Origin of the sequence: Parasphingomonas frigoris, assembly GCF_036663815.1 — a bacterium.
In the GTDB taxonomy this organism is placed as follows: domain Bacteria; phylum Pseudomonadota; class Alphaproteobacteria; order Sphingomonadales; family Sphingomonadaceae; genus Sphingomonas.
Window position 1 is genome coordinate 415,169 of sequence record NZ_JAXOJQ010000001.1, and the last position, 23,532, is coordinate 438,700.

Below are 23,532 nucleotides of genomic sequence, written 5' to 3' on the forward strand. Positions count from 1 at the left end.
TCTTAGCAACGTTGGAGCGGCGCTGCTAGGGAAACGAAATGTGCGTGTCAACCGTTATCGACGTAATAATATGTCGATTCGAGAGGCTCTGGAATCGTTTTCTAACGCTGGTTCGCGATGCCAGCTTGGCGGCGGCTGGTTACGAAACCAAGTATACTGTCGCTTGGCATATTGCCGCGTCGCCAAGATGATTCGCTCAAGCGCTTGATTCATCGACGTCTCTCCGGTGAATAGCGCGCTGAGCTCGGCGACACCGATCGCGCGGCGGATCGACGCGTCGGTCGCGATGTCGGTGCGCTTCAGCAATTCAGCGACCTCCTCGACCGCGCCACCGGCGATCATCGCGGCGGCGCGCGCATCACAGCGCGCCATCAGCCAGTCGCGATCGGGCAGCAGCACCATTGCCGCGAGCGCGACGCGGTCACCGATCCCGCCGCTGCGCTGCGCCTGCCACACCGCCAGCGGCGTGCCTGTCGAGCGCACGACTTCGAGCGCGCGCGCGACGCGCGTCGTATCGGCCGGCGCGAGCCGCGCCGCCGCGACCGGGTCGAGCGTCGCCAGTGTGCGATGCGCCGCCGCGACGGGCAGGGCGCGCACTTCGGCGCGGACGGCAGGGTCGATCTCGGGCACCGGTGCGATCCCGTCGAGCAAGGTGCGCAGATAGAGGCCGGTGCCGCCGACCAGGACCGGCAGCTTGCCCGCCACGTGCGCCCGGTCGATCGCGGCCCGCGCTTCCGCCGCCCATCGCGCGGCCGAATAGCTGTCGGCGCCGTCGACATGGCCGAACAGCGCGTGCGGCACCTGCGCCATCTCGGCATCGGTCGGGCGCGCGGTGAGGATGCGCAGGTCGCGATAGACCTGGGCGGAATCGGCGTTGATGACGATGCCGTCGTGCCGCTGCGCGATTGTGATGGCCAGCGCGGACTTGCCGCTGGCGGTCGGCCCTGCGATGAGCGCGACCTGCGGGAGAATGTGTGTGTTCATTGCGACCTTGATAGCATCGGAAACGCTGGCTGCGGGCGATCTTTCTGCCGCGCTCGATCGTCTAGCGGCGGCGGGGTGCGCGCCGGCGACCTCGGCGTGGCTCGAGCCGGACACGGCAGTCGACATCCTGTTCGGCGTGGCGCCGGACGCCGCGCGGGCCGCGCTCGAAGGCGTCTTCCCCGGCGTCGATATCGTCGTGCAGCGGGCCGAGGGGCGCGAGAAACGGCTGATCGTCGCCGACATGGATTCGACGATGATCACGGTCGAATGCATCGACGAGCTCGCCGATTATGCCGGGATCAAGCCGCAGATCGCCGCGATCACCGAGGCGGCGATGCGCGGCGAGCTCGATTTCGAAGGGGCGCTCGATGCGCGCGTGGCGCTGCTCGCCGGGCTCGACGAGGCGGTGATCGCGCGGTGCCTCGCCGAGCGGGTGACGATCATGCCGGGCGCCATTGCGCTGGTCGGCACGATGCGCGCGCGTGGCGCGACCGCGATTCTCGTCTCGGGCGGTTTCACGCGCTTTGCCGAGCCGGTCGCGGCGCAGATTGGTTTCCACCGCGCGATCGCCAACCGGCTCGAGCTCGGCGGCGGCGTGCTGACCGGGCGGGTGACCAAGCCGATCGTCGGATCGGACACCAAGCTGCAGACCTTGCGCGCGGCCACCGCCGAGCTCGGCCTGCTGCCCGAACAGACACTCGCGGTCGGTGATGGCGCGAACGACCTGGCGATGATCCGCGCAGCGGGGCTCGGGGTGGCGTATCACGCCAAGCCGGTCGTCTCGGCAGCAGCGGCGGCGCGGATCGACCATGGCGATCTCAGCGCCTTGCTCTACGCCCAAGGCATTGCGCGCGCACAGTGGGTCGAACCCTGATCTCCCGCTAGCGGTCAGGGCGCGACCGGGACGCAGGGTTTGACCGGGCCACAGGCTGCTGCCGCCGCGGCACGCGATCCATATGGTCCCACCAGCACGCGCGTCATCGTGCCGCTTTTCACGTAGCGCACCTCGGCGCCGGCAAAGCGTCCGCCGATCTGTGCGCCGAGCTTGCGCGCATTGGCCGCGTCGCCAAATGCGCCGAGCTGGAGGTTCCAGCCGCGTCCGCTTGCCACCGGGCGCGGGGCTGCGGCCGCTTTCGCGACGGCTGGCGCAGCCGGGGGCGGCGCGGACGGGCGCGGTCGCGCAGGTGTCGGGCGGCTTGGCGAGCGTGGGGGCGTCATCGCGACGATCGCGGGCTTCTGCGCGACGGCAGGATCGTAGGACGAGGGTGGCAGGTCGGTGGCGCGGATCGCGGCGGCGCTGCTCTTGCCGGTGATCTCGGGCGGCAGGTCGGGGCGCTGGGCCTCGGCCTCATATTGCCGTGCCAGCACCAGCCCCTGCTGGCGCTCGTCGGTCGGGATGGTCTTGTCCATCTGCGCCTGCACTTCGGAGGCATGCGGCGTGTTGGCCGCCGCGGCGCGCACGAGAAAGGCATAAGCCCGCGGCCAGTTCTTCGGCGCACCATCGCCATTGTAGAGCATCGTGCCATAGACGAGCTGCGCGCGGGGCTCGCCGCGCAGCGCGGCCTTTTCGAGCCAGGGGGCGGCGTCGCCGTGGCGGTTCTGGTCGAACAGCACGAGCCCGTACTTCGCCTGCGCCGCGACATGGCCCTGCACTGCGGCCTTGCGGAACCAGCTTTCGGCCATCGGGATATCGGTCGGCACGCCGCGGCCGAGCGTGTAGGCCTGGGCAAGATTGAATTGCGCGTCGGCGTCGCCGGCATTGGCGGCGGGGCGCCATTCGTCGACCGCTTTCTTATAGTCGCCGCGGCCCCACGCATCGACGCCGTCGCGGACGTCGGCCTGCGCTGGCGCCAGCGTCGGCCCGACTGCCAGCAGCGCGCCGGCCAGCCCGATCCATAATTTGTACCGCATCATCCAGATCCCGTCTCGCTTGCCGCGTGGTGCCAGACATGCCGCAAATCTCCGAAACGGCAAAGATCTGATTGGGATGGGATCGCCGTCCAGTGCCCCGATGCGCGGCGTGGGCCTTCATTAACCCTTCCTTGACCCCTGTCATTGCATTGAGTGGGCTCGATTACAGGGGTGAAAGGGGCTCATGCGCGTTCTCGCGATGGCATCTCAAAAAGGCGGTTCGGGCAAGACAACCTTGTCCGGGCATTTGGCGGTCCAGGCGCAGCTCGCAGGAGCGGGGCCGGTCGTGCTGATCGACATCGATCCGCAAGGGTCGTTGTCGGATTGGTGGAACGAGCGTCACAGCGAGTTCCCCGCGTTCGCCCAGACCACGGTCGCGCGACTCGGCGCCGATCTCGAGATCCTGCGCCAGCAGGGCTTCAAGCTGGCGATGATCGACACGCCACCGGCGATCACCATGGCGATCCAGAGCGTGATCGCGGTGGCCGAGCTGATCGTCATCCCGACGCGCCCGAGCCCGCACGATCTGCGCGCGGTCGGCGCTACGGTCGATCTGTGCGAGCGGGCGGGCAAGCCCCTCCTCTTCGTCGTCAACGGCGCGACGCCCAAGGCACGGATCACCTCGGAGGCTGCGGTCGCGCTGTCGCAGCACGGCACCGTCGCGCCGATCACGGTCCATCACCGCACCGATTTCGCGGCCTCGATGATCGATGGCCGCACCGTCATGGAAGTCGACCCCAAGAGCCGCTCTGCCCAGGAAGTGCGCGACCTGTGGAGCTATATCTCGGATCGGCTCGAAAAGAACTTCCGCCGCACCGTGTTCGCCACGCCGACCGCCGTCCACGGCTTCGGCGCACCGCGCCCGGCAGCAGGAGGCGGTTTCGGCCGCCGCGTGGTGAGCTAAGATGAGCATGTTCGGAAACCCCAAGCCGACCGCCTCGCTCTCGTCGACGCTGCTCGCGCGCAAGGGCACTGCCCGGCCGGCGATGCGCCCGCAGGGCTTTGGTGGCTTCGGCGCCATGCCTGGTCAGCAGGATGATCTCGGCTGGAACGACATGGGGGGCGATCCCGCTCCCGTTCAGGCCCCGATCGAGCCGCCCGCGCCCATCGCGTCGGTGCCGCCGGTGCTCGTTCAGCGCGAGGTGCTGCGCGAAGAGTTCGAACAGCCCGCACCCGCACCAGAACCGATCGCACCGCCGCCGGAGGCCTTGGCCGAGCCGTCGGCGCGCGCACCGATCAAGCCCGTATCGCTCGCCACCGCGACGCGGATCGAGCGCGAGACCGGCAAGAAGCACAAGAAGAGCAGCCCGAAATCGGCCTTCACGCTGCGGCTCGACCAGGACCGGCATCTCCGGCTCCGGCTCGCCAGCGCGCTGTACAATGCGTCGGCCCAGACGCTGGTGACCGAGGCGCTCGATCAATTCCTGAAAACCCTGCCCGAAGTCGACGATCTGGTCCGCCAGCTCCCGCTTCGAGCCTCGCGCTAAGACCCCCGAGGAGGGCATTACGATGAAGACCCGGTCCGCCATCACCTTCGGCCCGCTCACGGTCGGGCTTTCGCTCCTGATGCTGGGCGGCACGGTTGCCGCCGTGTCGCTGTCGAGCATCGCTGCCGCCAGCGCGCGCGAGCAGTCGCGCGCCGAGAAAGAGGGGCGGAGCGAGGCGAGCGCAGCGCAGCAGGCCTTGCGCGGCGGCGACCTCGCCGCGGCGATCCGCCACGCCGAAATCGCGGTGGGAGACCAGCCGCAGGCCGCCGACTATCGCATGATCCTCGGTCAGAGCTACCTCAAGGCCGGGCGCTTCGCCTCGGCCCGCGATGCGTTCGGCGATACGCTGGCGCTCGATCCGGCGAACGGCCGGGCGGCGCTGCATTTCGCGCTGACGCAGATCGCGACGGGCGATTGGGCCGGCGCACGCCAGACTCTCGACGCCCACGCCGACACGATCCCGGTCGGCGATCGCGGCCTGGCGATCGCGCTGGCCGGCGACCCGACGACGGCGGTAGACGTGCTGGGTGCCGCGGCACGCGGGCCCGAGGCCGACGCCAAGGTGCGGCAGAATTACGCGCTCGCGCTCGCGCTGGCGGGTCGCTGGCGCGAGGCGCAGACCGTCGTCGCGATCGATGTCGCGCCTGCCGACGTCGCGCGCCGCATCCTCGACTGGTCGACCTTCTCGCGTCCGACCTCGGCGTCGGACCAGGTCGCGACCTTGCTCGGGGTCAAGCCCGCCGTCGATCCCGGGCTTCCGGTCGCGCTGGCGCTGACCACGCGCCCGCACGCCGACGGGGTTGCGATGGCGCAGGCCGCTGCGCCGATCGACAGCTACATGCCCGGTAACGGCACCGCCGCGCCGGTGGCCGAGGCTGCTGCCGCCCCCGTCGCGCCAGCACCAGTCGCAGTCGCGGCGCTCGCGCCGGAAACGCAACCTGCTGCGGTCGGTCCGAGCATCGCCGGGGTCGTGTTCGCCGAGCGCAAGGAAGTCGTCCAGCCACTTCCCGGGTCGCCGCGGATGCGCGCGGTCGCTTCGCGCACCGCCTACGCCAAGTTGGTCGTCGCGCCCGCGCCTGCCGCGCTCCCGAGCGTGCCGTCGCACGCGTTCGCCAAAGGCAACTTCGTCGTCCAGCTCGGCGCGTTCGAGAATGCCGGGGTTGCGCGCGACGCCTGGGGCCGCGCGACGCGCCGCTATGCCGCGTTCGCCGGCCAGACTCCGCAGGGGATGAATGTCACCACGGCGGGCCAGCGTTTCTACCGCCTGTCGGTCGGCGGCTTCGCGCGGGCCGATGCGGTGTCGGTGTGCCAGGCGTATCGCGTCCGCGGCGGGACCTGCTTCGTGCGGGCCGACGCAGGCGATCAGGTCGCCCTTTGGGCGAGCAAGGGACGCGAACTGGCGTCGCGCTGAGCGACGCCAACGGCGTTCAGGCGGGGAGCGGCAACGCGTTCCCGCCCTTGAACAGGCGCAGCACCTTGCCCTGAACCGGCAGCCCGTCGAACGGCGTGTTGCCGGCCTTGGCGTGGAGCCGGTCGCCATCGACCTGCCACGGCGCATCGGGCGCGAGCAGCAGCAGATCGGCCGGCGCGCCGACCTCGAGCGTCCCCGCCGCGATCCCCAGTACCTTCGCCGGATTGGCGGCGAGCAAGGCGAACAGCCGCTCGAGCGAAATCGTCTCGTCGCGCACCAGCCCGAGCCCGAGCGCGAGCAATGTCTCGGCGCCCGCCATGCCCGATGCCGAATCGGCAAACGGCAGGCGTTTTTCCTCGGGACCGTGCGGGTCGTGACCCGAGCACAGCACGTCGATCGTCCCGTCGGCGAGTGCCGCGACGGCCGCCTGGCGGTCGCTCTCGCTGCGCAGTGGCGGCGACAGATGCGAGAAGGTCCGGAAATCGGTCATCGCGATATCGGACAGCAGCAGATGCGCCGGTGTGATCCCGCACGTCACGCGCACGCCGCGGCGCTTGGCCGCGCGGACCAGGTCGAACCCGGCGGCGGTGGTGACCTGGCGCAGATGCAGCGTCGCGCCGGTTTCCTCGGCGAGCATCACGTCGCGCGCTATGGCGAGCGCCTCGGCGATCGCTGGAGCGGCGGGCAGGCCCATCCGCGTCGCGGTCTCGCCTGCGGTCGCGACCGCGCCGGCAGTGACGCCGCCATCCTCGGCATGCGAGACGACGGTGAGTCCGAGATCGCCGGCATACGCGAGCACTTTGCGCATTACGCCCGAATCGGCGATCCAGCGCGCGCCGGTTCCGACCGCGCGGGCGCCGGCGTCGCGGTTGATCGCCATTTCGGCGAGGTCGGTACCGGCCAGGCCGCGCGTCGCCGCGGCGATCGGGTGAATCCACAGCCCCGGCCGCCCGATCAGCGCGGCGCGCTGGACGATGCCGGGGTCGTCGAGCACTGGCGACTGGTCGGGCATCAGCCCGACGCGGACGATCCCGCCGGCATGGAAAGCGGGCAGGTCGATCGCGAACACGCCGAGATCAACGATCGCGGGCGCGAGCGTCTTACCGGCGCAGTCGATCGTCTCGGTACCGGCGGGCACGTCGATCAGGCCGGTCGCGACGATCCGGTCATCCTTGACCAGGAGGCCGCCGGTCGAGACGCCCGCGAGCGGGCACACCAACGTCGCGTTCAGAAATGCGAGCATGCGGCTCATGCCCAGCCCGTCACGCCGCGCGACCGGCGCGTCAATACGTCGAGGCAGGCCATCCGCACTGCGACGCCCATCTCGACCTGCTCGGTGATCGCCGAGCGGACATGGTCGGCGACCGCGGAGTCGATCTCGACCCCGCGGTTCATCGGGCCCGGGTGCATCACCAGCGCATCGGGCGCGGCGCGCTCGAGTCGCTTGAGCGTCAGGCCGTAGCGCAGGTGGAATTCGCGGTTCGACGGGATGAAGCCGCCCGCCATCCGCTCGTTCTGGACGCGCAGCATCATCACCACGTCGGCGCCTTCGAGCGCGGTGTCGAAGTCGGTGAACGGGGTGACGCCCATCCGCTCGATCCCTTCGGGCATCAATGTGGCGGGCGCGCAGACCCGCACCTCGGCAGCCAGCGCGGTCAGCGCGAGGATGTTCGAGCGCGCGACCCGGCTGTGGAGCAGATCGCCGCAGATCACCACGCGCTGCCCGGCGATCGTGCCGCGGCGGCGGCGGATCGTAAGCGCGTCGAGCAGCGCCTGGGTCGGATGTTCGTGCTGCCCGTCGCCGGCGTTGAGCACGGGGCAGTCGACCTTGCCCGCGATCAGCCGCACCGCGCCCGAGCTCATGTGGCGAATGACGATCATGTCGGCGCGCATCGCGTTGAGCGTCATCGCGGTGTCGATCAGCGTCTCGCCTTTCTTCACCGAGCTTTGCGCCGCGTGCATGTTGACGACATCGGCGCCGAGCCGCTTGCCGGCAATCTCGAACGACAGCAGCGTCCGCGTCGAATTTTCGAAGAAGGCGTTGATCAGCGTCATCCCGCCGAGCCGCTTGTCGGCGATCGCGCGCGTGCGGTTGGCGGCGACCCAGCCATCGGCCTCGTCGAGCAGGAACAGGATCTCGTGCGGTTGCAATCCCTCGATTCCGGTGAGGTGCCGGTGCGGAAACACGGCGCGGCCCGGGATGAGCGAGGCGGGGCGGTGATCGGAGAATTGCATCGAGGGTGTCGGGTAGCGGGGGGCGGGGGCGGTGGCAAGATGGGATGCGGCGCGGGGCATGTCGCCCCGGCTCGCGGGTGGCGTTGGCTCAGTGCACCGTCATGATCGGGCTCGGCGCGCCGGGCGCGCGCGAAGCATAGAAAGCCGCGACCGCGTCGATGTCGCGATCTTCCAATTTGTGCGCGATCGCGATCATCGGATTGCCGCCTGCAATCGGGGGGGCAGCCCGCCGGAACTGGCGCAAACGCCCGGCCAGATACAGCCGGTGCTGTCCGTCGATCGTCGGGAAAGCCTTGGCCGCGGCGCGGGTGACGTCATGGCACCCCGAGCAGGCGCCGATGCCGTGGGCCGGGATCCCGACGACCGCGATCCGCTGCCCGAGCGCGAGCTGTTCGGGGGTGCCAGCGGTGCTGTCCGAGCGCTGGCGCGGCTGCGCAGTGTAATACGCTGCCAATTGCGCCATCTGCGTCTCGTCGAGTTGCATGGCGACGGGCTGCATATAGCCGCTATGCCGCGTGCCGTTGGCGAACCGGTTCAGCGCGGTGCGGAAATAGCCTTGGCCAAGGATTGCGATGTTGGGAATCGCGCCACCGTCGGCGCCCGCGCCATTGGTGGTGTGGCAGCGCGCGCAGGTCTTCACCACGTCGCCGGTCATCGAGAAATCGTCGAAGCCGATCGCCGGGTGCATGTAGCTGCTTTCCGGGGGCCATGCGTCGTCATGCGGCAAGCGGTAGCGGCGCGAGACGAAGCGCGCGCCCAGCGGCGAAACCGCGGTCGATGCGGACGCGGCGAGCCCGTCGCCATAGGCGAGCTGGCGATAGCGCGCGGTCGTCATCGTCGGCATTGCGCGCAGGAACGACACGACCGACCAGACTTCATCGTCGCGATCCTGCACCGGGAAGGACGGCATCGCGCTGTATTTCACGCCATGCTTGACGATCCAGAACAGTTGCGACGGGGTGAAGCCGCCGACTTCCTTGAAGAGATATTGCGGCTGCGGTCGCATCGACAGCGCGACCGGGTTCTGGCCGAGATTGGGGCCGCCGTGGCAATGCGCGCAGACCATGCCGTAATAGACCGCACCCTTGGCGACTTCGGCCGGCGTGCCGAGATTGGCGGGGGGCACGATGTCGGCGGCATGATGCGCGGTCGAGCGGCGGAAGGTGTAGTGGAGAAAGCGCGCCCAGCCCGCCGGATGTGGGATCGACGCGGAGAGGTTGAGCACCCCGCTCGTCACGACGAGGACTGCTGCGAGCAGCCCCACGGCTCCGGCGAGCAGGAACGGGCCTGCCCACTGCGTCAGGCGGGCGGGAAAGAGAGTATAGCGCCAGCGAACAGCCATCGGTCACACCACCTCGATCCTTGCCATCGCCCGTGCGACGGATCTCGGAAGCGGCGACGTCCGAAGGCGGCTTCTGGTTCCCTGCTGTCGGCTAGATCGCCACCAACGCGTCGATCGCGCCCTGCAGGATGTAGGCTGCGGCCATCTTGTCGACCAGTTCGGCGCGCTTTGCCCGGCTCGCATCCTGTTCGATCAACGTGCGCGTGACGGCGACGGTCGACCAGCGTTCGTCCTGGAGGAAGATCGGCAAGCCGAGGTCGGCCATGTTGCGCGCGAAAGCGCGGCTCGACTGGCTGCGCGGGCTCTCGCTGCCGTCATGCAGGTTGAGCGGCAGGCCGATGACGATCCCCTTGACCTGCTGCGCCGCGATCATGTCGGCGAGCGCGAGCTTGTCCTTCTGGAACTTGGTGCGGCGGATCAGCAGCGCGGGCGAGGCGAAGCTCCAGCCTGCGTCACACAGCGCGGTGCCGATCGTCTTGGTACCGACGTCGAGCCCGATCAGGCGACCGCCGGCGGGGAGGGCCGCGCGAAACTCGGTGCGGTCGGTGGTGATCATTTCTTGAAGCTCGCCAGCCGCCGCGCGGCATCGGCGCGGACGTTTGCCCAGAACAGGCTGTAATCGTAGACGTGATAGTTGTTGCCGGGCAGCACATAGCCGCCGAGCGCAGGCGGCGCGCCGATCAGCAGCAGGCCGCGGGCGTCGCAACGCGCAGGCACCAGCCCGGGCGCGATCGTCGCGCTGGCGAGGTCGGCCGACGGGACCAGCGTGCCGAGATTGGCGGTGGCGGGCGCGGCGGCGTCGGGCGTTCCGGTGATCGGGTTGGTGCAGATCATCGGCGTGCCGCGGCGCGGCTTGCCGTCGGTGCCGCTGCTCGCGGCATAGGCGTCGAGGACCAGCGCGGGATCGGCCGGCTCGGCGTAGCTCTGCCATGACAGGATGCAGCCGGCCTGGTCGGCACTGCGGCACTCGGGCAGGCCGAGCATCGGCACGTCGACGCTGCGCGACACCGGCCAGCCGACGACATAGGCGGCGACGATGCGTTTCGCGATCGGCTTGCCCGCGACCTTCTCGCGCAGCAGCCGCAGCAGATGGAGCGCACCCTGGCTGTGCCCGGCGAGGATGATCGGGCGGTTGCCGGCCTGCGCGACGAACGCGTCGAAGGCGGTGGCGACGTCGCCATAGGCAAGATCGAGCGCCTGCTGCGCGGCGCCCTGCGTCGTCAGGAACGCGCCGAAGGTCGCCTGGCGATAGCGTGGCGCCCAGATCTGGCCGACCGCGTTGAACGCGCTCGCCTGGCCGCGCAGGAACAGTGCGGCGCGGTCATTGGCCTCGGCGTCGTCGAGCGGCGCGTTCCAGCGCGCGCGGTTGAGGAACGAGGTCGGGTGGATGAAGAACACCGCCGCCGCGCCGTCCGTGGCCGGCGTATAGCCGGGCGGGAGCCACAAAGCGGGATTTCCCGGCTTGTCGGGGCGCGCGAGCCACATGTCGGCGCGGTCATAAGCGGCGGCAGGTTCGCGCGGCTGCGCGACGAACGCGGTTCGCGGCACCATCGCCAGCTTGATTAGCTCGGAGCCCCAGATCGCATAGGCAAAGGCGCCCGCGATCACGAGCACGATCAGGACGGTGAAGATGTAGAGAAACTTGCGCGCCAAGCGGTCCACCTCCCACGAGCATGGCGCGGCAGTGCCCATGCAAGCGTGATGCGATTTCCGTGCAGCAGGACGGCGGCGCTTGCAATCGCCTTGGCGACGGCGTTGGTGCGGCGCGACGGCGGGGGAGCGACGCGATGATCGAATCGACCGGATTTGAACGGGATACGCATGGCTGGACGCTGCGGCCGGTCCTGCTCGCGGTTCTCGGCGCGCTGGCGGCATTGGCGGTCCAGCACTTGCTCGACGTCGGTGGCCCGCGCTTTCCGGCGATCGACCCGGCGGCGTGGCGAATCGCGCTGACCACCGCGATCGGGACGGGCGCCGCCGCCTTCGGCTTTGCGCTCGAGCGGCGGCGCTGGTGGTGGGCGGCGCTGTTCGGCGTCGGGGTCGGCGCGGTCGCCGGGCTGATCGTCTATTGGAATGGCGGCGGCTGGGGCGCGTGGCGCGACTGGCACAGCGCGAGCCTGTTCCTGTCGATCGCGATCGCGGTGCCGCTGTTCCAGACCGCGCGCGACCAGGGCGCGTGGCGCTTCCCCTATGCCGACGTCCACGGCGAGGCGTGGACCAACGTCGTGCTGTGGGGCGCGTGCTGGCTGTTCACCGGGGTCGCCTTCGCGCTGGCATGGTTGCTGTCGGCATTATTCGACCTGATCGGCCTGCATTTCCTGCGCGATCTGCTCAGGCATGATTGGTTCAATGCTCTGCTGTTCGGCGCGAGCTTCGGCGGGGCGCTCGGCCTGCTGCGCGAACGCGACGGCGTGCTGAGGCTGCTCCAGTGCGTAGTGACCGCGGTGCTCGCGGTGCTGGCGCCGGTGCTCGGGGCGGGACTGCTGATCTTCCTGCTCGCGCTGCCGTTCACCGGGCTCGACGCGCTGTGGGAAGCGACGAAGTCGACCACGCCTATCCTGCTGAGCTGCGTGATCGGCGCGCTGATCCTCGCCAATGCGGTGATCGGCAACGGGTCGGACGACGAGGCGACCAACCCGGTGCTGCGCTTCGGCGCGATGGCGCTGGCGCTGTCCGTGCTGCCGCTTGCGGTGATCGCGGCGATCGCGACCGGCTTGCGGATCGGCCAATATGGCCTGACGCCCGACCGTTTGTGGGCGGTGGTGTTCGTCGGGCTCGCGAGCGTCTACGGCGTGGCCTATCTCGTCGCGCTGCTGCGCGGGCGGCTCGGGTCGAGCGCATACGTCCGGCCGAGCAATTTGCGACTGGCCTTCATCGTTACGGGGATCGGGCTGCTCCTCGCCACGCCGCTCGCGCGCTTCAACGCGCTGTCGACCGCCGACCAGGTCGTGCGGCTCGAGAGCGGGCGCGTCCCGGCGGCGAAATTCGACTGGGCGGCACTGGCGTTCGATTTCGGCGATCCCGGCAAGGCGGCGCTCCGGCGACTCGCCCGCTCCAAGACTCCGGCGATCGCGGCGCGCGCCAAGGAGGTGGCGACCAAGACCAATCGCTGGGAGGTCGCGAGCGTCGAACGCACGCAGACCGATGCCGACCTGCTCGTCAAACGCCTTCGCGTCGTGCCGACGGCGGTGCCCGTGCCGCTCGCGCTGCGCCAACGACTGACCGACTGGCAGGCATGTCGGTCCGATCGGGAGAATGGCTGCATCCTGCTCTACCACCCGGAGGCGAGCGAAGCGGTGTCGATATCGCAAAGCTGCATCGACGATCTGGCGCGCGAGCCGCAATCCGCGAATGGCTCGGTGCCGATCGTGACCACCCCGTCGGGCTGCGGCGCCTCGCGCTATCGGCGGACCGGCGACGATTGGGCGCGGCTCGATGAAAATGCCCGTGCGCCCCTCACGTCGCCCGAACGCGCCGCGCTCAAGGCGGGGGCGGCAGCGGGCAAGGTCGAGATCCGCGCCGTACCCGCGCGCCGCGTGTTCGTCGGGGGCGTTCCGGTCGGCGATCCGTTCGAATAGGTTGCGTAACGCTTGGCCGCTCTGCTAGCCGCAGGCCATGCCAGTCACCATCGCCACCGTCAGCAAGATCGCGAGCCTAGCCCGCATTGCGATCACCGAGGAACAAGCCGCGCGCATCGCGCCCGAGCTCGACAACATCATGGGTTGGATCGAGCAACTGGGCGAGGTCGACACCACGGGCGTCGCGCCGATGACCGCGGTGATCCCCAACCACCTCCGGCTGCGCGACGATGTCGTCAATGCCGATCCGCTGACCGGCGGCGGCATCCGTGATGCCGTGCTGGCCAACGCCCCCCAGGCCGAGCACGGCTTTTTCACCGTGCCCAAGGTGATCGAATAATGACCGACCTGACCAATCTCGGCGTAGCCGCCATCCGCGATGGCGTCCGTGCCGGCACCTTTTCCGCGCGCGAAGTCGCCGAAGGGTTCATCGCCAATGTCTCGAAGGCCAAGGCGCTCAACGCCTTCCTGGTCGAGACCCCCGACCATGCGCTGGCCGCCGCCGACGCCGCCGATGCGGCGCGCGCCGCGGGGGAGACGCTCAAGCCGCTCGCCGGTGTGCCGATCGGGATGAAGGACCTGTTCTGCACCGAGGGCGTGCCGACCACCGCGGCGAGCCTGATCCTCGAGGGCTTCACCCCGCAATACGAGTCGACCGTCTCTGCCAATCTGTGGGATGCCGGCGCGGGGATGCTCGGCAAGCTCAACATGGACCAGTTCGCGATGGGCTCGTCGAACGAGACCTCGGCGTTCGGCAACGTGATTTCGCCGTGGCGGCGCAGCGACGGCGGTAACGCCCCGCTCGCGCCCGGCGGCTCGTCGGGCGGTTCGTCGACGGCGGTCGCGGCGCGGCTGTGCCCGGCGGCGACCGGCACCGACACCGGCGGCTCGATCCGCCAGCCCGCCGCCTTCACCGGCATCAGCGGCATCAAGCCGACCTATGGCAGGTGCTCGCGTTGGGGGACGATCGCCTTCGCCTCCTCGCTCGATCAGGCCGGGCCGATGGCGCGCGACGTGCGCGACTGCGCGATCCTGCTCGAGGCGATGAGCGGGTTCGACGCGAAGGATGCGACCTCGCTCGATCTGCCGGTGCCCGCATGGGAAGCCGGATTGTCGGGCGATCTCAAGGGCAAGCGGATCGGTATTCCCAAGGAATATCGCGTCGACAATATGCCCGCCGAGATCGACGCGCTGTGGCAGCAGGGGATCGACTGGCTCAAGGATGCCGGCGCCGAGATCGTCGAGGTCTCGCTCCCGCACACCAAATATGCACTGCCGGCCTATTACATCATCGCGCCGGCGGAAGCCTCGTCCAACCTCGCGCGCTATGACGGCGTGCGCTATGGGCTGCGCGATCTGCCCGAGGGGGCAGGCCTGCAGGACATGTATGCCGCGACGCGCGCCGACGGGTTCGGCGACGAGGTGAAGCGTCGTATCATGATCGGGACTTATGTCCTGTCGGCAGGCTTTTACGATGCATACTTCACACAGGCGTCGAAGGTCCGCACGCTGATCGCGCGCGATTTCGAACAGGCTTGGGCGAAGTGCGACCTGCTGCTCACCCCGACGGCGCCGTCCTCGGCGTTCGCGCTGGGCGAGAAGTCGGCGGATCCGATCGCAATGTATTTGAACGATGTCTTCACCGTGCCGTCTTCGCTGGCGGGTTTGCCGGCGATGTCGGTGCCGGGTGGCCTCGACGGCGCCGGCCTGCCGCTCGGCCTGCAGATCATCGGCAAGCCGCTCGACGAGCAAGGCGTGCTCAATGCCGGGCTCGCGCTCGAGCAGCGCGCCGGGTTCACCGCTCGCGCCGAGGCGTGGTGGTGATCGCTCTCTCCTTCACTTCGGGCAAAGACGGGCAGGGCGTCGACACCCCGAGCCCGAACGGAATTTAGGTCATGACTGACACCAAATACACGATCCGCGGCGAAACCGGCGACTGGGAGGTCGTGGTCGGCCTCGAAGTCCACGCGCAGGTGACCTCGAACGCCAAGCTCTTCTCGGGCGCGGCGACCGCGTTCGGCGCCGAGCCCAACACGCAGGTGTCGCTGGTCGACGCCGCGATGCCCGGCATGCTGCCCGTTCCCAACCGCGAATGCATCCGCCAGGCGGTGCGCACCGGCATGGCGATCGACGCGCAGATCAACAAATGGTCGCGCTTCGACCGCAAGAACTATTTCTACGCCGATCTCCCGCAGGGCTATCAGATCAGCCAGCTCTACCACCCGATCGTCGGCGAGGGCGCGATCGACATCAGCCTCGACGACAAGAACCCCGATGCCGCGGGCAAGCGTATCGGCGTCGAGCGGATCCATGTCGAGCAGGATGCGGGCAAGCTGATGCACGACCAGCATCCGACGCGCTCCTACGTCGACCTCAACCGCTCGGGCGTCGCGCTGATGGAGATCGTGTCGAAGCCCGACATGGCTTCTCCCGCCGAGGCAGGGGCTTACCTCCGCAAGCTCAGATCGATTCTGCGCTATGTGGGCTCGTGCGACGGCAACATGGAAGAAGGCTCGATGCGCGCCGACGTCAACGTCAGCGTCCGCAAGGCCGGAGACGAACTCGGCACGCGCACCGAGACCAAGAACGTCAACTCGGTCCGCTTCGTGATGGCGGTGGTCGAGCAGGAGGCCAAGCGCCAGGTCGAAATGCTCGAGAGCGGCGGCCGGATCGTCCAGGAAACGCGGCTCTATGATCCCGACCGCAACGAGACGCGCTCGATGCGCTCGAAGGAAGACGCGCACGATTATCGCTACTTCCCCGATCCCGATCTGCTCCCGCTCGAGCTCGACGATGCATTCCTCGAAGAATGCCGCGCGTCGCTGCCCGAGCTGCCCGACACCAAGCGCCGCCGCTACGAGGCGCTCGGCATCACGCCCTATGCCGCCGCGGTGATGACCGCCGAGGTCGAGGCGGCGCGCTGGTTCGATGCGCTGCTCGACAAGGGCGTGGCGCCAGTTGCGGCGGCGAACTGGACGACGTCGGAGCTGTTCGGTGCGCTCAACCGCACCGGCCGCGACATCGAGAATTCGCCGGTCAGCCCCGATCAGGCCGCCGAACTGCTCGGCCTGATCGGCGACGGCACGCTGTCGGGCACGCTCGCCAAGCAGGTGTTCGAGATCATGCTCGAAACCGGGCAGGGCGCTGCCGAGATCGTCGAGGAGCGCGGGCTCAAGCAGACCAGCGACACCGGCGAGATCGAGCGCGTCATCGCCGAGGTGATGGCGGCAAACGAGGACAAGGTCGCGGATTATCGCGGCGGCAAGGACAAGCTGTTCGGCTTCTTCGTCGGCCAGACGATGAAGGCGATGGGCGGCAAGGCCAATCCCGGCGTCGTCAACGACGTGCTGAAGAAGGTGCTGGGCTAAGCGACGAGCGGTGCCCGGTTGACCGGGCACCGCTGCCGGGCGCGGTTCAGCCCGTCTTCGTGGACATCGCCTTCCGCGCGTTGTTGGCATATTCCTCGAAATTCTTGTCGAACACCGAAACCAGCTCGTTGAGCGCGGCGGTCGCGTCCTCGCCTTCCTTGGCTGGGAACAGCTTCAAGCCATTGCCACCCCACGCTTTATATTCATAATCAATCGTCTGGTCGTTGCCGAAGTCGCGCAGCATGAACAGCGTGCGCAGCGACCGACCATAGATCGCGGCCTTTTGATAGAAGACGTCGGCGACGATCAATTCCGAATAGCAAGACGCGGTCGAGTCTGACCGGCGGGTCTTGATCTTGTTCATCGTCTTGCGCTCGAGCGGCGTTTCGTGGCGTACGATGACCGTGCCAGGCTGGCGGTTGAGCAACTCGGTCAGCTTAAGCGACTGCAGGGCATCGAGTTGCGACGGGCTGTCGAGCGCGCTGGCCAACTGCGCCTTGTTGCTGGCGTCCTTGCCGCTGTGCAGAGCCGCGTCGAGCAACCCGCCGCCGAGCAAGCCGGTGGTTACCGAGTTCATCCGCTCGGCTGGCCAGATGTGGAGCTCACACCGCGGCGCTTGGGCGCTGGCGGCGCCACCGCTCGCGCACGCGGCGCCCGCGAGGGCAAGTCCCAGGATCCGACGAACTGTGTTGGTCATTACATTCTCCCCCTTAGATTTCGGCCCGTTTTCCGGCCCTCTTTGCAAAACGCTCTCTAGCCAGCCGTCTTCGCCTTGGGCGGCTTCGACAGCGCGGCCGCGAACAGTGAGACGTCATGGGCGAAAGCCGCGCGCAATTCGGCGGCAGCGGCATCCATGTCGGTGCCGGGCTTCGGCGGAAGCAGCGTCAGCTTGGTCTTGGTCCAGGTGCTGAACACGCGGCGCGGCGTCGGGTCGGTCGTGAAGTCGCGGTAGCGAAACAGAATCTTGAGATAGCTTCCATCGACAATGTCTTGCTGGAAGAAGACGCTGTCGACGACGAACTCGGCATAACAGGACGCCGACGATGGCGCGATGCGGGAGATGCTCGTGCGCATGACCCTGCTCGGCAACGCCTCGTCATGGACGATCGGCTGATAGTCGGGGAGGTGAAGCAGGTCGCGCAGAGCCAAGCTCCGGAGCAGCTCGACTTGATTGGCGGTGTCGATCGGCGCAGCAGGCACGATAGGATAGCCATCGCGTCCAGTAACCGCCCCATTGACGATCCCACCGTGGAATCAGCCACTATAGATCGAATTGAGGCCGGCGCCGGGCCAGATGTGGAGCTCGCAACTCGCTGTCGAACTCGGGGACTGGGCCGCGGCTGGACTGAACGCCATCAGTGCGGCTGCCACACTGAGCGAAACCTTACGCAACACCTGATCCCCCCGGATATGTCCGGGGGGATTTATACAGGGATACAGGGTGTTGCAACTAGCGCGGCTTACTGCGCGTCGTCGTCCTGATTCTTCACCACGCCGCCGGTGCCGCCAACACCGTCTTCCATTCCAGGCGACGTAAAGGAATCAGGCTCGCGTCCGCCTTCTCCGCGTTCGACCGCATCCTTGCGAGCGTCGACGGCCTGTTCGATGTGGCTGCGCGTGTCGTTGTCGTTCTTGGGCAGGCTGTCGGGATGCGGGTCACGGTCGCTCACGCGAAATCTCCCGTCAGGCCGGTGTCGGTCGGCTGGATCGGATCGCCCGACGGGTCGCCCGCGGGATCGGGCACGACGATATCGGGCGTCGGGCTCGGCAATTCGGTGGGGACGGAATCGGGCTGGCCGGGATCGCTCGGGATCGGGGGCAGTTCGGTTGGGGGCGTGCTGGCCATATCGTCTCTCCTCTAGAAGGTATCAACGCGCCACCACCTTAGCGGTTGCGCCTCTAGTCTGTGTCGATTGTTTGCCCGCTTGCCCCCGGGCGCATGGCTGGTATAGACGCCCCCCACACCGGCGGTGTCCTTGCGGGCGTGGCGGAACTGGTAGACGCAGCAGGTTTAGGTCCTGCCATCGCAAGATGTGGGGGTTCGAGTCCCTTCGCCCGCACCAGTCTTTCGCGCGATTCGGCGTGGGGGCTGCGAAACAAAATCCTGAAAAGGCGTGAGATCTGAAATGCAGACTGTCGAGACGTTGAACGAAGGCCTCAAGCGCGCCTACACGCTGACGATCACCGCGAAGGATATCGACTCGCGTGTCGATGCCGAGCTGAAGCGCGTCGCGCCGACGGTGAAGATGCCCGGCTTCCGCCCCGGCAAGGTTCCCGCCAACCTCGTGCGGAAAATGCACGGCGAGGCGCTGATGCAGGACGCGCTCAACAGCTCGATCCAGCAGGGCATCCAGACGCTGATCGCCGAGCAGAAGCTGCGCCCCGCGCTGCAGCCCTCGGTCGAGCTCGCCGAAGGCTTCAAGCTGGGTGACGATGCGCAGATCACAGTGACGCTCGAAGTGCTCCCCGATGTGCCGACTCCGGCGATCGAAGGCCTCAAGCTCGAGCGGCTGACCGTTCCGGCCGACGAAGCCGTCGTGCAGGAGCAGCTCCAGAAGTTCGCCGACCAGCAGAAGAAGTGGGACGATGCCGCCGAGGGCCATGAGGCCAAGATGGGCGATCTCGTCGTGATGGACTTCGTCGGCAAGGTCGACGGCGTCGCCTTCGACGGCGGCACGGGCACCGACATGTCGGTCGAGCTCGGCACCGGTCGTCTGATCCCCGGCTTCGAAGAGCAGGTCGTCGGCGTCAAGACCGGCGAAGAGCGCCAGATCAACGTGAATTTCCCCGAGGATTATCAGGCCAAGGAACTGGCCGGCAAGGCCGCGACCTTCGACCTCAGCATCACCGCGGTGAAGACCGCCGGCGAGAGCGTGATCGACGATACGCTCGCGACCTCGCTCGGGCTCGAGAGCCTCGAGCAGCTCACCGGTCTCCTGAAGGGCCAGATCGAGCAGGAGCTCAATGGCCTCACGCGCACCCACATGAAGCGCAAGCTGCTCGACCAGCTCGCCGAGGGTCATGACTTCGAAGTGCCGCCGTCGATGGTCGAAGCCGAATTTGACCAGATCTGGCAGCAGCTCCAGCACGAAGCGACGCATGAGGAAGATCCGGCAGCAGCGCTCGCCGAGATGGAGTCCGAGCGCGACGATTACCGCAAGATCGCCGAGCGCCGCGTGCGCCTTGGTCTGCTCCTGTCGGAAATCGGCCAGGCCAATGGCGTCGAAGTCAGCCAGCAGGAAATGAACCGCCTGATCGCGCAGGCTGCGCAGAACTATAACAACGACGATCGCCAGCGCTTCCTGCAGTACATCCAGCAGGAGCCGATGGCCGCCGCCCAGCTGCGCGCGCCGCTGTACGAGGACAAGGTCGTCGACTTCCTGTTCGAGAAGGCTGAGATTTCGGACCGCGAAGTGACGCGCGAAGAACTCGAAGCGGCGATCGAGAGCGAAGAAGGCTTCTCGAGCGGCACGCACACGCACGATCACGACAACCACAAGCCCAAGGCCAAGAAGGCCGCGACCAAGAAGGCTAAGCCTGCGGCCGACGCCGGGGCGGGTGACGCCAAGAAAATGGAAGCGGCCGACATCGAGCCGGCAGCATCCAGCGACGATCTCGTCGAGGCAGAGCCGGTGAAGAAGGCCGCGACCAAGAAGGCGCCGGCCAAGAAGGCTGCTCCTGCTCCTGCAGAAGACGCCGCTGTGGCTGAAGATGCTGCGCCGGCTCCTGCGAAGAAGCCTGCCGCCAAGAAGAAGGCAGCGGCCGAAAAGGCGGAGTGATCCGCCGGGCGCGAGCCCGAAAGATACGATGACGGCGACGCCCTCCGGATCCAGCATCCGGGGGGCGTCGTCGTTTCGGGCGTGTCGCTAGGCGAACACCGCCTCGAGCCGATCGCCGCGCAGGCCGAGTTGGGCTTTCGCAATGTTCCAGATCAACAGGATCGCGGTGATCGCCAGCGCGATTTCGATCGGTGAGGCCAGCCACAACTCGCCCGTGGCCGAACCCTTGATGCCGGCGAACAGCCGCATGAACGATCGCGCGAAACTGACGAGCAGGTAGCACGCCCACCACAGCGACACGAGCAGGCCGCTTTCGGAGTAAGGATAGCGCTCGTGGCTCGCGTTCCACAACTCGCGCATCCCCTCGAACGGCTTGAACAGATTGGCGACCGGCACCGCGAACCACCAGATTCTTGCGCCGGGCGTGAATTGCAGGTCGTCGAACCCCGCCGCCCGCAAATTCTGCCCCGCCTGATAGATCCAGATCGCGAATAGGATCGTGGTCAGCAGCTTGAAGAGGGTCTGCGCCAGGTCGACCGACTGCGCGATCGGCGTGACGTGCGCGGCGAAGGCGGCGGGCGCGAGCAGCGCGGTGCCGAGCACGAGCGGTGTCCACAGTGCGCCGATCGCCACCATGCCGGCGACCAGCATCGTCAACGGCCGCAAGTCGCGGATCTGCATCTCTTTTCCCCCCAGAAGCGATTGCAAACGTATCGAGGGGTCCGCGCGATGCGTCAAATCACAAAACAGTCGAACCGCAGCCGATTCGCCTCTAAGGCGGCGGCATGACATCCCGTATCGCCGTCCTGCTGCCCTGCTACAACGAAGGCGCTGCCATCGCGCAGACCGTCGCCGGCTTCCGCGCCGCGCTGCCCGAGGCGACGATCTACGTCTATGACAACAATAGCCGCGACGACACGGTGGCGGTGGCGCGCGCGGCAGGCGCGATCGTCCGCACCGAGCGGATGCAGGGCAAGGGCAACGTCGTGCGGCGGATGTTCGCCGACGTCGATGCCGACATTTACGTGATGGCCGATGGCGACGCGACCTACGACGCGACCGCCGCGCCGGCGTTGGTCGCGCGCCTGCTCGACGAGCAGCTCGACATGGTCGTCGGCAGCCGCGTGACGCAGGTCACCGCCGCCTATCGTCGGGGCCATGTGCTCGGCAACAAGGCGATGACGGGGATGCTCGCGCAGCTCTTCGGGCGCAGCTTCACCGACATCTTCTCGGGCTACCGCGTCTTCTCGCGGCGCTTCGTCAAGAGCTTCCCGGTGCTGTCGTCGGGATTCGAGATCGAGACCGAGATCAGCGTCCATGCGCTCGAGCTCAAGATGCCGGTCGGCGAGATCGAGACCGCCTATTTCGCGCGGCCCGAAGGCTCCGAATCGAAGCTCAGCACCTATCGCGACGGCTTCCGCATCGCGCGCACGATCATCACGCTCTACCGGATCGAGCGGCCCTTGCTGTTCTTCGGCATCATCGCGGCGGTGCTGGCGCTCGCGGTGCTGGCGCTCGGCATTCCGCTGATCGTCACCTACATGCACACCCATCTCGTGCCGCGCCTGCCGACCGCGGTGCTGGTCACCGGGCTCACCATTCTCGGGGCGTTGTGCGTCTTTACCGGGCTGATCCTGGATACGGTGGTCCGCGGTCGGCGCGAAGTGCGACGTCTCGCCTATCTGAGCTTTCCGGCAGCGTCCTAGCGCAAGGCGAACCACCGCGGCGTGCGGCGGCGGTCGAGGCCGCAGAGCTGGCCGAGGTGATGCACCTTCGCATAGCGGCGCACGCGCGCCGTATAGTCGGCCGCTTCGGGATGGTCGAATTTCCAGTCGGGCGGATTGAAGGTCGAGACGCCGTTGATCGTCGGACGGTCATAATAAGAGGCGAGCAGCATCGCATCGACATTGTGGCGATAGAGCCCGAGCAGGTCGTTGGGGCGGCTCGCGCCCCACGCGGTGCCGATCTGGTCTGCCTCGGCCTGGAGCGGAGCGTCGGCGGGGCGCGCGGAGACGACGAAGAAGGTGTCGCAGTCCGCGGGCGGCGGACCGATGTCGCGCAGCATCCGCAGCAGCGCTGGCCGGTCGAGCGCCAGCGGCGCCGCAAGCTGGACCTCTTCGAGCAGCAGGAAGGCGATCGCGATCGCGAGCACAGCCGGCGGGAGTCTCCAGCGCTGCAGCGCCATCATCAGCAGCGCGATCATCGGTATGAGCAGGAACAGCAGCAGGCGCGTGATCACGCGCACCGAGCGAACGCCGGGCACGACCTCATACACCAGCCACCAGAGTGACCCCATGATGCTCCAGCGTATCGCGAGCAACGCGAGCACCGTCGTCGTCAGCGCGATCGCGAGCATCAGCGGGGCGGCGCGCTGATGGCGCGCCGACCAGCGGATCGCGATCAGCGTGCCGACCAGCAGGCCGAGCGGGAAGCCGAACCTGTGCTCGCCGGGGCTGAACCGCGCGTTCGGCAGGATTTGCCCCCAGACGAGGTTGCCCGGACCGACGTTGACGAAGGTATCCCGGATCGGGAGGTAGCGCATCACGTCGCGCAGGAAATCATGCCCGCCACTTTCGGCGAGCTTGGGGAGATAGACCAGCAGGAATGGAACGAGCGCTACGATGGTGGCGGCGGCCACGCCGGCGATCCGCCAGCCATGCCGGCGCGCCGCGCGCCACAGCATCGTGCGCGTCGCGGCATCGGCCACGGCCAGCCCGATCGGCACGAACAGCATCGCGAACAGCGCGAAGAACCACACCATGTAGAAGGCGTTGAGCGCCGCCACGCCGAACAGGATCGCAAACGCCAGGCCGTTGCGCCACAGCGCGGGTGGAGCATCGGCGATCGCCGCGCGGACGGTGCCGATCGCGGCGAGCATCAGCCACGGCACGAGGCCGACCGTCAGCAACTGGGCGTGATGCATGTGCAGCAGCGATGCATTGCTGGTGGCGAAGATCGCCGCGCCAGCCAGCGCCAGTGGTGTGCGGATGGCGAGACCGCGGCGCAGCAGGGCGTACATGCCGGCAAACCCAACCACCTTCATCGCGACGTGCGACACGAACGCGGCGAGGAACGGGTCGGCCCCCGCCAGCCGCGCGATCGTGAACGGGATGCCGGGGATTATATCGGTGTCGTTATAACCGATCGTATCGTCCTGCGGCGCGAACCAGCCGGTGAGGTTCCAGCGTGCACCATGGACGAAGACGTTGTACCAGTGATTGAGCAGCGAAACCTCGATCCCGCCGTCGTAACTGTCGCCATAGAGCAAAACGAAGCGCGACAGCAGGGCGTCGCGAAAGAAGACGAGAAGGCACAGCAACAGGATTGCGGCCACGATCGCACGGCGCCACCCGGCATTGCGCTCGAGGAAATCGGCAGCCGCATGGGGTACGCCACCGGTTAGGGTCTTGATCTCCGCTCTCCGCCGCCCGATGTTC

The 23,532-nt window shown here is 67.9% G+C and carries 23 protein-coding genes and 1 tRNA gene; 11 read left to right on the forward strand and 13 right to left on the reverse strand.

What is annotated here, in order from left to right; translation table 11 throughout:
* Positions 1 to 54: 54 nt before the first annotated feature.
* Complete coding sequence (gene miaA / locus U1872_RS01940; protein WP_332791186.1) at positions 55 to 984, reverse strand: tRNA (adenosine(37)-N6)-dimethylallyltransferase MiaA; 930 nt, start codon at positions 982 to 984, stop codon at positions 55 to 57.
* Between miaA and serB the strand changes: the two genes are divergently transcribed.
* The gene (serB, locus tag U1872_RS01945) at positions 977 to 1,858 is read left to right on the forward strand and encodes a phosphoserine phosphatase SerB (RefSeq protein ID WP_332791187.1); all 882 of its coding nucleotides are present in this window, start codon (positions 977 to 979) and stop codon (positions 1,856 to 1,858) included. The genes miaA and serB overlap by 8 nt on opposite strands.
* A 14-nt stretch (positions 1,859 to 1,872) precedes the next feature.
* Here serB and U1872_RS01950 read toward each other — a convergent pair whose 3' ends face one another.
* A complete protein-coding gene (locus U1872_RS01950; RefSeq protein ID WP_332791188.1) occupies positions 1,873 to 2,895 on the reverse strand; it encodes an SPOR domain-containing protein in 1,023 nt (340 codons plus the stop codon).
* 184 nt (positions 2,896 to 3,079) lie between these two features.
* Here U1872_RS01950 and U1872_RS01955 point away from each other — a divergent pair, with 184 nt between their 5' ends.
* The 3 genes from U1872_RS01955 to U1872_RS01965 are packed head-to-tail and all read left to right on the forward strand — an operon-like array spanning position 3,080 to position 5,793.
* Positions 3,080 to 3,799 carry an AAA family ATPase gene (locus U1872_RS01955; RefSeq protein ID WP_332791189.1) on the forward strand — a complete coding sequence of 240 codons (720 nt, stop codon included), beginning with the start codon at positions 3,080 to 3,082 and terminating at the stop codon, positions 3,797 to 3,799.
* Between the two features lies 1 nt (position 3,800).
* Positions 3,801 to 4,382, forward strand: a complete 582-nt coding sequence (locus U1872_RS01960; RefSeq protein WP_332791190.1) for a hypothetical protein — start codon at positions 3,801 to 3,803, stop codon at positions 4,380 to 4,382.
* Positions 4,383 to 4,404: 22 nt separating this feature from the next.
* Entirely contained in the window at positions 4,405 to 5,793 is a 1,389-nt protein-coding gene (locus U1872_RS01965) for an SPOR domain-containing protein (protein ID WP_332791191.1), read from the forward strand.
* A 16-nt stretch (positions 5,794 to 5,809) separates the two neighbouring features.
* Here the strand turns inward: U1872_RS01965 and U1872_RS01970 are convergent, their stop codons facing one another.
* The 5 genes from U1872_RS01970 to U1872_RS01990 form a co-directional block, all read right to left on the reverse strand.
* Positions 5,810 to 7,045 carry a dihydroorotase gene (locus tag U1872_RS01970; RefSeq protein ID WP_332791192.1) on the reverse strand — a complete coding sequence of 412 codons (1,236 nt, stop codon included), beginning with the start codon at positions 7,043 to 7,045 and terminating at the stop codon, positions 5,810 to 5,812.
* Positions 7,042 to 8,028: an aspartate carbamoyltransferase catalytic subunit gene (locus U1872_RS01975; RefSeq protein WP_332791193.1), complete on the reverse strand. Its 987-nt coding sequence runs from the start codon at positions 8,026 to 8,028 to the stop codon at positions 7,042 to 7,044. The genes U1872_RS01970 and U1872_RS01975 overlap by 4 nt, the downstream gene beginning before the upstream one ends.
* Positions 8,029 to 8,116: 88 nt before the next feature.
* Positions 8,117 to 9,370: a c-type cytochrome gene (locus U1872_RS01980; protein ID WP_332791194.1), complete on the reverse strand. Its 1,254-nt coding sequence runs from the start codon at positions 9,368 to 9,370 to the stop codon at positions 8,117 to 8,119.
* A 91-nt stretch (positions 9,371 to 9,461) separates the two neighbouring features.
* Positions 9,462 to 9,926, reverse strand: coding sequence for a Holliday junction resolvase RuvX (gene ruvX, locus U1872_RS01985; protein ID WP_332791195.1), 465 nt, complete (start codon positions 9,924 to 9,926; stop codon positions 9,462 to 9,464).
* Positions 9,923 to 11,023, reverse strand: coding sequence for a DUF3089 domain-containing protein (locus U1872_RS01990; protein ID WP_332791196.1), 1,101 nt, complete (start codon positions 11,021 to 11,023; stop codon positions 9,923 to 9,925). The genes ruvX and U1872_RS01990 overlap by 4 nt, the downstream gene beginning before the upstream one ends.
* A 134-nt stretch (positions 11,024 to 11,157) precedes the next feature.
* Here U1872_RS01990 and U1872_RS01995 point away from each other — a divergent pair, with 134 nt between their 5' ends.
* The 4 genes from U1872_RS01995 to gatB all read left to right on the forward strand — a co-directional run bounded on the left by U1872_RS01995 (position 11,158) and on the right by gatB (position 16,316).
* Positions 11,158 to 12,948 carry a DUF4153 domain-containing protein gene (locus U1872_RS01995; RefSeq protein ID WP_332791197.1) on the forward strand — a complete coding sequence of 597 codons (1,791 nt, stop codon included), beginning with the start codon at positions 11,158 to 11,160 and terminating at the stop codon, positions 12,946 to 12,948.
* A 37-nt stretch (positions 12,949 to 12,985) separates the two neighbouring features.
* Positions 12,986 to 13,288, forward strand: a complete 303-nt coding sequence (gatC, locus tag U1872_RS02000) for an Asp-tRNA(Asn)/Glu-tRNA(Gln) amidotransferase subunit GatC (RefSeq protein ID WP_140851808.1) — start codon at positions 12,986 to 12,988, stop codon at positions 13,286 to 13,288.
* Positions 13,288 to 14,772 (forward strand): Asp-tRNA(Asn)/Glu-tRNA(Gln) amidotransferase subunit GatA, encoded by a 1,485-nt coding sequence (gene gatA / locus U1872_RS02005; protein WP_332791198.1) that lies wholly within the window; start codon positions 13,288 to 13,290, stop codon positions 14,770 to 14,772. Before gatC ends, gatA begins: the two co-directional genes overlap by 1 nt.
* A gap of 71 nt (positions 14,773 to 14,843) precedes the next feature.
* Positions 14,844 to 16,316 (forward strand): Asp-tRNA(Asn)/Glu-tRNA(Gln) amidotransferase subunit GatB, encoded by a 1,473-nt coding sequence (gene gatB / locus U1872_RS02010; RefSeq protein ID WP_332791199.1) that lies wholly within the window; start codon positions 14,844 to 14,846, stop codon positions 16,314 to 16,316.
* A 46-nt stretch (positions 16,317 to 16,362) separates the two neighbouring features.
* Here gatB and U1872_RS02015 read toward each other — a convergent pair whose 3' ends face one another.
* From U1872_RS02015 to U1872_RS02030, 4 genes are all read right to left on the reverse strand, one after another.
* A complete protein-coding gene (locus U1872_RS02015) occupies positions 16,363 to 17,013 on the reverse strand; it encodes a hypothetical protein (RefSeq protein WP_332791200.1) in 651 nt (216 codons plus the stop codon).
* 56 nt (positions 17,014 to 17,069) lie between these two features.
* Positions 17,070 to 17,516, reverse strand: a complete 447-nt coding sequence (locus U1872_RS02020) for a hypothetical protein (protein WP_332791201.1) — start codon at positions 17,514 to 17,516, stop codon at positions 17,070 to 17,072.
* Positions 17,517 to 17,776: 260 nt separating this feature from the next.
* On the reverse strand, positions 17,777 to 17,986 hold the full coding sequence (locus tag U1872_RS02025; RefSeq protein WP_332791202.1) for a hypothetical protein: 210 nt from the start codon (positions 17,984 to 17,986) through the stop codon (positions 17,777 to 17,779).
* Entirely contained in the window at positions 17,983 to 18,162 is a 180-nt protein-coding gene (locus U1872_RS02030) for a hypothetical protein (RefSeq protein WP_332791203.1), read from the reverse strand. The genes U1872_RS02025 and U1872_RS02030 overlap by 4 nt, the downstream gene beginning before the upstream one ends.
* Before the next feature lie 132 nt (positions 18,163 to 18,294).
* Here U1872_RS02030 and U1872_RS02035 point away from each other — a divergent pair.
* Together U1872_RS02035 and tig are read left to right on the forward strand one after the other, a co-directional pair.
* Positions 18,295 to 18,379, forward strand: a tRNA-Leu gene (locus tag U1872_RS02035).
* A gap of 63 nt (positions 18,380 to 18,442) precedes the next feature.
* A complete protein-coding gene (gene tig / locus U1872_RS02040; RefSeq protein ID WP_332791204.1) occupies positions 18,443 to 20,095 on the forward strand; it encodes a trigger factor in 1,653 nt (550 codons plus the stop codon).
* A gap of 87 nt (positions 20,096 to 20,182) precedes the next feature.
* On the opposite strand, the gene U1872_RS02045 is transcribed toward tig, so the two are convergent.
* A complete protein-coding gene (locus U1872_RS02045; RefSeq protein WP_332791205.1) occupies positions 20,183 to 20,776 on the reverse strand; it encodes a DUF4328 domain-containing protein in 594 nt (197 codons plus the stop codon).
* Between the two features lie 104 nt (positions 20,777 to 20,880).
* Here U1872_RS02045 and U1872_RS02050 point away from each other — a divergent pair, with 104 nt between their 5' ends.
* Complete coding sequence (locus U1872_RS02050; protein ID WP_332791206.1) at positions 20,881 to 21,801, forward strand: glycosyltransferase family 2 protein; 921 nt, start codon at positions 20,881 to 20,883, stop codon at positions 21,799 to 21,801.
* Here U1872_RS02050 and U1872_RS02055 read toward each other — a convergent pair.
* Positions 21,798 to 23,429, reverse strand: coding sequence for a hypothetical protein (locus U1872_RS02055; protein ID WP_332791207.1), 1,632 nt, complete (start codon positions 23,427 to 23,429; stop codon positions 21,798 to 21,800). The two genes, U1872_RS02050 and U1872_RS02055, sit on opposite strands and share 4 nt — an antisense overlap.
* Positions 23,430 to 23,532 lie beyond the last annotated feature (103 nt).

What these genes read in the sequence shown, in the direction of transcription:
- ruvX (WP_332791195.1), bottom strand. Translation starts at nt 9,926, where the DNA reads ATGATCACCACCGACCGCACCGAGTTTCGCGCGGCCCTCCCCGCCGGC.
- U1872_RS02030 (WP_332791203.1), bottom strand. Translation starts at nt 18,162, where the DNA reads ATGGCCAGCACGCCCCCAACCGAACTGCCCCCGATCCCGAGCGATCCC.
- miaA (WP_332791186.1), bottom strand. Translation starts at nt 984, where the DNA reads ATGAACACACACATTCTCCCGCAGGTCGCGCTCATCGCAGGGCCGACC.
- U1872_RS01995 (WP_332791197.1), top strand. Translation starts at nt 11,158, where the DNA reads ATGATCGAATCGACCGGATTTGAACGGGATACGCATGGCTGGACGCTG.
- gatC (WP_140851808.1), top strand. Translation starts at nt 12,986, where the DNA reads ATGCCAGTCACCATCGCCACCGTCAGCAAGATCGCGAGCCTAGCCCGC.
- U1872_RS02045 (WP_332791205.1), bottom strand. Translation starts at nt 20,776, where the DNA reads ATGCAGATCCGCGACTTGCGGCCGTTGACGATGCTGGTCGCCGGCATG.
- U1872_RS01960 (WP_332791190.1), top strand. Translation starts at nt 3,801, where the DNA reads ATGAGCATGTTCGGAAACCCCAAGCCGACCGCCTCGCTCTCGTCGACG.
- U1872_RS01950 (WP_332791188.1), bottom strand. Translation starts at nt 2,895, where the DNA reads ATGCGGTACAAATTATGGATCGGGCTGGCCGGCGCGCTGCTGGCAGTC.
- U1872_RS02050 (WP_332791206.1), top strand. Translation starts at nt 20,881, where the DNA reads ATGACATCCCGTATCGCCGTCCTGCTGCCCTGCTACAACGAAGGCGCT.
- U1872_RS01955 (WP_332791189.1), top strand. Translation starts at nt 3,080, where the DNA reads ATGCGCGTTCTCGCGATGGCATCTCAAAAAGGCGGTTCGGGCAAGACA.
- U1872_RS01965 (WP_332791191.1), top strand. Translation starts at nt 4,405, where the DNA reads ATGAAGACCCGGTCCGCCATCACCTTCGGCCCGCTCACGGTCGGGCTT.
- gatB (WP_332791199.1), top strand. Translation starts at nt 14,844, where the DNA reads ATGACTGACACCAAATACACGATCCGCGGCGAAACCGGCGACTGGGAG.
- U1872_RS01970 (WP_332791192.1), bottom strand. Translation starts at nt 7,045, where the DNA reads ATGAGCCGCATGCTCGCATTTCTGAACGCGACGTTGGTGTGCCCGCTC.
- U1872_RS01975 (WP_332791193.1), bottom strand. Translation starts at nt 8,028, where the DNA reads ATGCAATTCTCCGATCACCGCCCCGCCTCGCTCATCCCGGGCCGCGCC.
- gatA (WP_332791198.1), top strand. Translation starts at nt 13,288, where the DNA reads ATGACCGACCTGACCAATCTCGGCGTAGCCGCCATCCGCGATGGCGTC.
- U1872_RS01980 (WP_332791194.1), bottom strand. Translation starts at nt 9,370, where the DNA reads ATGGCTGTTCGCTGGCGCTATACTCTCTTTCCCGCCCGCCTGACGCAG.
- U1872_RS02015 (WP_332791200.1), bottom strand. Translation starts at nt 17,013, where the DNA reads ATGACCAACACAGTTCGTCGGATCCTGGGACTTGCCCTCGCGGGCGCC.
- tig (WP_332791204.1), top strand. Translation starts at nt 18,443, where the DNA reads ATGCAGACTGTCGAGACGTTGAACGAAGGCCTCAAGCGCGCCTACACG.